Origin of the sequence: Mesorhizobium sp. M2A.F.Ca.ET.067.02.1.1 (genome assembly GCF_004023285.1) — a bacterium.
In the GTDB taxonomy this organism is placed as follows: Bacteria; Pseudomonadota; Alphaproteobacteria; order Rhizobiales; family Rhizobiaceae; genus Mesorhizobium.
In genome coordinates, this window is record NZ_RZSB01000430.1 from 1 (window position 1) to 5,184 (window position 5,184).

Below are 5,184 nucleotides of genomic sequence, written 5' to 3' on the forward strand. Positions count from 1 at the left end.
ACAAAAAATCGGTTTTGTAGGACAAATAGGAATTGACCGTTGGCGAAAAGCCGATATTAGCTAGCCTCGGAGGAATAATTTGCCCATCGAGCGCGCATAGGGCTGAACGGGGCAAATGGCTTGACGATCAAGGATTCGGCTGCGCCAGTATTGGGGCAAACGGATCGGCAAATGCTTATCAGTCCGGCCCGGAACACGAGCATTGGGAAGATGCTCGGCATCGTTCTGTACATCCGGTCTGATCGGTGTGGCGGGCACGCGGTGTCCGTCTGTTTCAAGGGAGGACTGATATGAGGAAAACACTTTTGCTTGCCGCCGTCGCCGCCTTGGCGTTGGGCGCCGGGCCGGCTTTGGCCAAGAAACAGCTCGTCATCGTCGTGAAAGGTCTCGACAACCCGTTCTTCGAAGCCATCCATCAAGGCTGCGAGAAATGGAACAAGGAAAACGCCAGCTCGGAATATGAATGCTTCTATACCGGCCCGGCATCGACCTCGGACGAGGCGGGTGAAGCGCAGATCGTGCAGGACATGCTGAGCAAGCCCGACACGGTCGCGATGGCGATCTCGCCGTCCAACGCGCCGCTGATTGCGCAGACGATCAAGAGCGCCAATCCGTCGATCCCGATCATGACGGTCGACGCCGACCTTGCCAAGGAAGACGCCGCCCTTCGCAAGACCTATCTCGGCACCGACAACTACCTTATGGGCAAGAAGATCGGCGAGTACATCAAGAAGGCCAAGCCGAATGGCGGCACGGTCTGCACCATCGAGGGCAACCCGGCGGCCGACAACATCCTGCGCCGCGCGCAAGGCATGCGCGACGCGCTGACCGGCAAGGAAGGCCTGGCGGCACTTGCCGGCGAAGGCGGCTGGACCGAAGCCCCCGGCTGCCCGGTGTTCACCAACGACGACGGCGCCAAGGGCGTGCAGGCGATGACCGACATCCTCGCCGCCAATCCGAAGCTCGACGCCTTCGGCATCATGGGCGGCTGGCCGCTGTTCGGCGCTCCGCAGCCCTATCGCGACCTGTTCAAGCCGATGGCCGACAAGATCGCCAAGAACGAGTTCGTCATCGGCGCCGCCGACACGATCGGCGACGAGGTGGCGATCGCCAAGGAAGGTCTCGTCACCGCGCTGGTCGGCCAGCGGCCGTTCGAAATGGGCTACAAGGCGCCTTCCGTGATGCTCGACCTCATCGGCGGCAAGAAGGTCGACGATCCGGTCTTCACCGGCCTCGACGAATGCACCAAGGAAACGGCCGACACCTGTATCCAGAAGTAGGCTGCATCGAAACCGTCGAAAAAACGAGGGGGCGCCCACAAGGCGCCCCCGCACTTTTCCTGGAATTGCTCTTAGATCTTCTGCTTCACGCCGTCCCTCGAAGGCATCAGGTCGACGCCGTTGAGCTTGCCGATATGGGTGGCGAGCATCGGTACATATTGTTCGGCGGGGCCGGCGGCATGCGCCGTCGCAAAGGAATTCTTGGTTGCGTTGCCGAGCGGGTTGGCGATGCCGGCCGCGCCAGCCATCGATTCCAGATAGGTCAGGTCCTTGAAGGCGTTGGCGATGGTGAACTTGTGCGCGTCGCGGTCGCCCTCCAAGGTCCAGCGCATGAAGGTCTGGTAGAAGCCGCAATCCATGCGGCCGTTGCGGATGACGCTGTCGAAGCGCGCTGGCGAGATGCCGACCTTCTGCGCCAGCGCCAGGGCCTCGGAATAGATCGCCGCATAGCCCAGCGAGACGAAGTTGTTGAGCAGCTTCATGCGATGGCCGTCGCCGGTGTCGCCGATATGGACGATGCGGCCGGCCCAGGTCTCGATCACCGGCTTCAGCCTGGCGAACACCGCGTCCGGCGCGCCGACCATGGCGTCGAGCGTGCCTTCCCAGGCCTCCTTCGGTGTGCGGCTGAGCGGCGCATCGACATAATCGACGCCGAGCGCCTTGAGCTCGGCGGCGAGCGCCACGGTTGAGACCGGGTCGGAGGTCGAGCAGTCGACGACCACCGAGCCTTGCTTCAGGCCTTCCTTCAGCCCGCCGGGGCCGCGGATGATCGCCTCCACCTCGCGCGAGCCGGTGACGCAGATGAAGACGATGTCGGAAGCCGCCGCCACCTCCTTGGAGGTGGCCACTTCCCTGGCGCCGCGTCCCAAAAGGTCTTCCGCGGGCTTGCGGTTCTTGCGGCCAAGGAAGGTCAGCGGATAGCCCTTGTCGACGATGTTCTTAGCGATGCCGTGCCCCATCAGGCCTAGGCCGATGAAACCGATATTCTCGCGGGCAGCGGTGGTGCTCATGTCGTCTCTTCCCTGTCTTTCGTGGTGATGGGCGCCCGCGCGGCGGGCGTTTGTCGAGAAGGTTTCCGCGGATCGCGGTTGGCAAGCGATTGCGGAATACCTTATTGTCTGACAATACACATAATTACTGAGCCTTGTGGAGAGCAAAATGACGAAGCGGATCATGTTCACCGGCGGCAGCGGCAAGGCCGGCCGGCATGTCGTTCAGTATCTAGTCGAACATGGCTGCCAGGTGCTCAATATTGACACCAGGCCGCTCGACAATCCGAAGGTGCGCACGCTTATTACCGACATCACCGACAGCGGGCAGGTCTTCAACGCGCTGTCGAGCTATATGGGCCTGCACGAATTCGATCCGTCGCTGCGAGCCCAACCAGTCGACGCCGTGGTGCATTTCGCGGCGATCCCGCGCATCATGATCACGCCGGACAACGAGGTGTTCCGCATCAACGCGATGGGCACCTACAACGTCATCGAAGCGGCGGTGAAGCTCGGCATCCGCAAGGTCGTCATCGCCTCTTCGGAGACCACCTACGGGCTGGTCTTTGCCAACGAGCCGCGCAATCCCACGCATTTTCCGCTCGACGAGGACTATGACGTCGACCCGATGGACTCCTACGCGCTGTCGAAGATCGTCAACGAGAAGACGGCGCGAGCTTTCGCGCTGCGCAGCGGCGCCGACATCTATGCGCTGCGCATCGGCAACGTCATCGAGCCGCATGAATATTCGCTCTTCCCGAAATGGTTCGCCGATCCCGGCTTCCGCAAGCGCATCGCCTGGAGCTACATCGACGCGCGCGACCTCGGCCAGATCACCCTGCGCGCCATCGAGAAGGACGGCCTGGGCTACCAGGTGTTCAACGCGGCCAATGACGATACCTCGTCGGACCTGCCGACGGCGGAATTGTTGAAGCGCTTTTATCCAGGCGTGCCGGTCAACGCTGAACTCGGCGAATATGAGACGCTGCTATCCAACCGGAAGGCGCGCGACGTGCTCGGCTTCCGGCCTGAGCACAGCTGGCGCAAATACGTCAAAACCGCCTGAGGCGAGGCCAAATGCCGGTTGATCTGTGCACATCTCAGCAGGTTGTAGCTAGGCGGGCCTGCCGTGCTTGACAGCCCCTGAAAACGGGATTTTCTGGACCTATGCGGGACGCGAAGCCGAACAACGAAAAAAAGCCGATGAAGACGGCCGCCGCGGAGCGTCCAGCCGGCTTCCGCCGGGCCGACGCGCCACGCATCCCCGGCGCCAGCGTGCACACCTCTCTGGCCAGCGAGATCGGGCTTCGCATCGTGCGCGGCGATTATCCGCCGGGCACCATCCTGCCCAATGAAGCGAAATGGTCGGAGACCTTCGACGTCAGCCGCTCGGCGGTGCGCGAGGCGATCAAGATGCTGATGGCGAAGAGCCTCCTGGCGTCGCGACCCAAGATCGGCAGTTGGGTCGAGCCGAAGGAACGCTGGAACCTTCTCGACCGCGACGTGCTCGCTTGGTACGCGACGTCGCCGGATCGCGAGGTGTTCCTGAGGACAGTGCAGGAATTCCGCCACATCATAGAGCCGGAGGCGACGGCCTTCGCGGCGATGCGGCGCACTGACGAGCAGATGGCCGAGATCAGCCAGGCCTGCCGCGAGATGGGCGAGGCCACCAACCTGCAGGAGCGAACCCGCGCCGACACGCGCTTCCATCTCGCAATCCTCAGGGCCTCGGGCAACGACCTCCTGGTGCCGCTGGGCGTGCTGATCGAATCCGCCTTCGACCATCTTTTCGCATACACGACGCGCGAGTTGGACGATCTGCAGCATGTCCAGAAGCTGCATGAGGCGATTGAGAGGAATATCCGCCTGAAGAGACCGGACGCGGCGCGCAACGCGGTCCGCAAGTTGTTGGCCAACACCGACGAAGTGATCCAATCGCGTTAGGGTCTGCCCCGACCTGGCAGATTTAATGCTGATCCTGCTTCTCGCGGCCGAAGGCGACGCGCAACTCATCCTTCGCCTTTTCCAGCACCTTCTTGCGCTCATCAGGCAGGTTCTTGCCGGCGCGGTTGATGTAGAAATTCAACATCGACATGGCGGATTGGAACGGCTCCGCCTTGCGGCGGTCGCTGTGCTCGGCCGAGCGCTTCAGCGAGGCGGCGATCTTCCTGGCGTCGTCGGATTCAAAGACGTGCTCCTCGAGATCCAGCGCATCGCTGTGCTCGGTCACGTCGGCTGACCATTTCTTCTTTGCGGTCATGGCGAAACTCCTTGCCAGAGCGGTTCACCGGTTTGCCACTGAACCGCTCCATCTCTTTGTTTCCAGCAATTCCGGACGGAAAACCGTTAGACACTTTTCCTGGAATTGCTGAGGCAAAACTCCAGGAAATGAGAGGGGTTCCCGGTTCTGGTGCCACGGATTGGCCGGTCGTGGCGCTGCTCGGCCCGGCAAATGCGCCGATAGTGGAGGCGAACCGCCGACTTCGAGAACAGCGGACAGGAACGCCTTGACGACGATCTCCAGCAATGCAGCGCCCCCGGGCATAGACAGTGCTTATGCCTGGACGAGGCTGGCCATTTCCGTATTGCTGGCGACCATTGGGGGTGTCGGCATGTGGGCGGTGGTCGTCGTTCTGCCGGCGGTCCAGGCCGAGTTTGGCGTCGATCGCGCGGCGGCGTCGATGCCTTACACCGCGACCATGGTTGGCTTCGCTGCCGGCAATGTGCTGGTCGGGCGCGCCATCGATCGTGTCGGTTACTGGATCCCGGCGCTTGTTTCCTCAACGGCGCTGGCTGCCGGCTTCCTGCTGGCGTCGCTCTCCGGTTCAATCCTGCAGTTCACCTTCGCCCAAGGCTTGTTGATCGGGTTGGGGACATCGGCGATTTTCGGACCGCTGATCGCCGACATCTCGCAC

The 5,184-nt window shown here is 62.2% G+C and carries 5 protein-coding genes and 1 pseudogene; 4 read left to right on the forward strand and 2 right to left on the reverse strand.

Annotated elements, in window-relative coordinates; translation table 11 throughout:
* Positions 1 to 290 precede the first annotated feature (290 nt).
* The gene (locus tag EOA28_RS24125) at positions 291 to 1,280 is read left to right on the forward strand and encodes a sugar-binding protein (protein WP_127252308.1); all 990 of its coding nucleotides are present in this window, start codon (positions 291 to 293) and stop codon (positions 1,278 to 1,280) included.
* 71 nt (positions 1,281 to 1,351) lie between these two features.
* Here EOA28_RS24125 and EOA28_RS24130 read toward each other — a convergent pair whose 3' ends face one another.
* Positions 1,352 to 2,455, reverse strand: coding sequence for an NAD(P)-dependent oxidoreductase (locus EOA28_RS24130; RefSeq protein WP_281059013.1), 1,104 nt, complete (start codon positions 2,453 to 2,455; stop codon positions 1,352 to 1,354).
* On the opposite strand from EOA28_RS24130, the gene EOA28_RS24135 reads away from it, so the two are divergent.
* A complete protein-coding gene (locus tag EOA28_RS24135; protein WP_126081913.1) occupies positions 2,439 to 3,335 on the forward strand; it encodes an NAD(P)-dependent oxidoreductase in 897 nt (298 codons plus the stop codon). The genes EOA28_RS24130 and EOA28_RS24135 overlap by 17 nt on opposite strands.
* Before the next feature lie 137 nt (positions 3,336 to 3,472).
* On the forward strand, positions 3,473 to 4,213 hold the full coding sequence (locus tag EOA28_RS24140; RefSeq protein ID WP_245463336.1) for a FadR/GntR family transcriptional regulator: 741 nt from the start codon (positions 3,473 to 3,475) through the stop codon (positions 4,211 to 4,213).
* Positions 4,214 to 4,235: 22 nt separating this feature from the next.
* Here the strand turns inward: EOA28_RS24140 and EOA28_RS24145 are convergent, their stop codons facing one another.
* Positions 4,236 to 4,529 (reverse strand): DUF3175 domain-containing protein, encoded by a 294-nt coding sequence (locus EOA28_RS24145; RefSeq protein ID WP_126081915.1) that lies wholly within the window; start codon positions 4,527 to 4,529, stop codon positions 4,236 to 4,238.
* Between the two features lie 247 nt (positions 4,530 to 4,776).
* Here EOA28_RS24145 and EOA28_RS24150 point away from each other — a divergent pair.
* Positions 4,777 to 5,184: pseudogene (locus tag EOA28_RS24150) on the forward strand (MFS transporter); the annotation flags it as partial.

Excerpts from the sequence above, each read along its gene's own strand:
- EOA28_RS24125 (WP_127252308.1), top strand. The coding sequence starts at position 291 with ATGAGGAAAACACTTTTGCTTGCCGCCGTCGCCGCCTTGGCGTTGGGC.
- EOA28_RS24135 (WP_126081913.1), top strand. The coding sequence starts at position 2,439 with ATGACGAAGCGGATCATGTTCACCGGCGGCAGCGGCAAGGCCGGCCGG.
- EOA28_RS24130 (WP_281059013.1), bottom strand. The coding sequence starts at position 2,455 with ATGATCCGCTTCGTCATTTTGCTCTCCACAAGGCTCAGTAATTATGTG.
- EOA28_RS24140 (WP_245463336.1), top strand. The coding sequence starts at position 3,473 with ATGAAGACGGCCGCCGCGGAGCGTCCAGCCGGCTTCCGCCGGGCCGAC.
- EOA28_RS24145 (WP_126081915.1), bottom strand. The coding sequence starts at position 4,529 with ATGACCGCAAAGAAGAAATGGTCAGCCGACGTGACCGAGCACAGCGAT.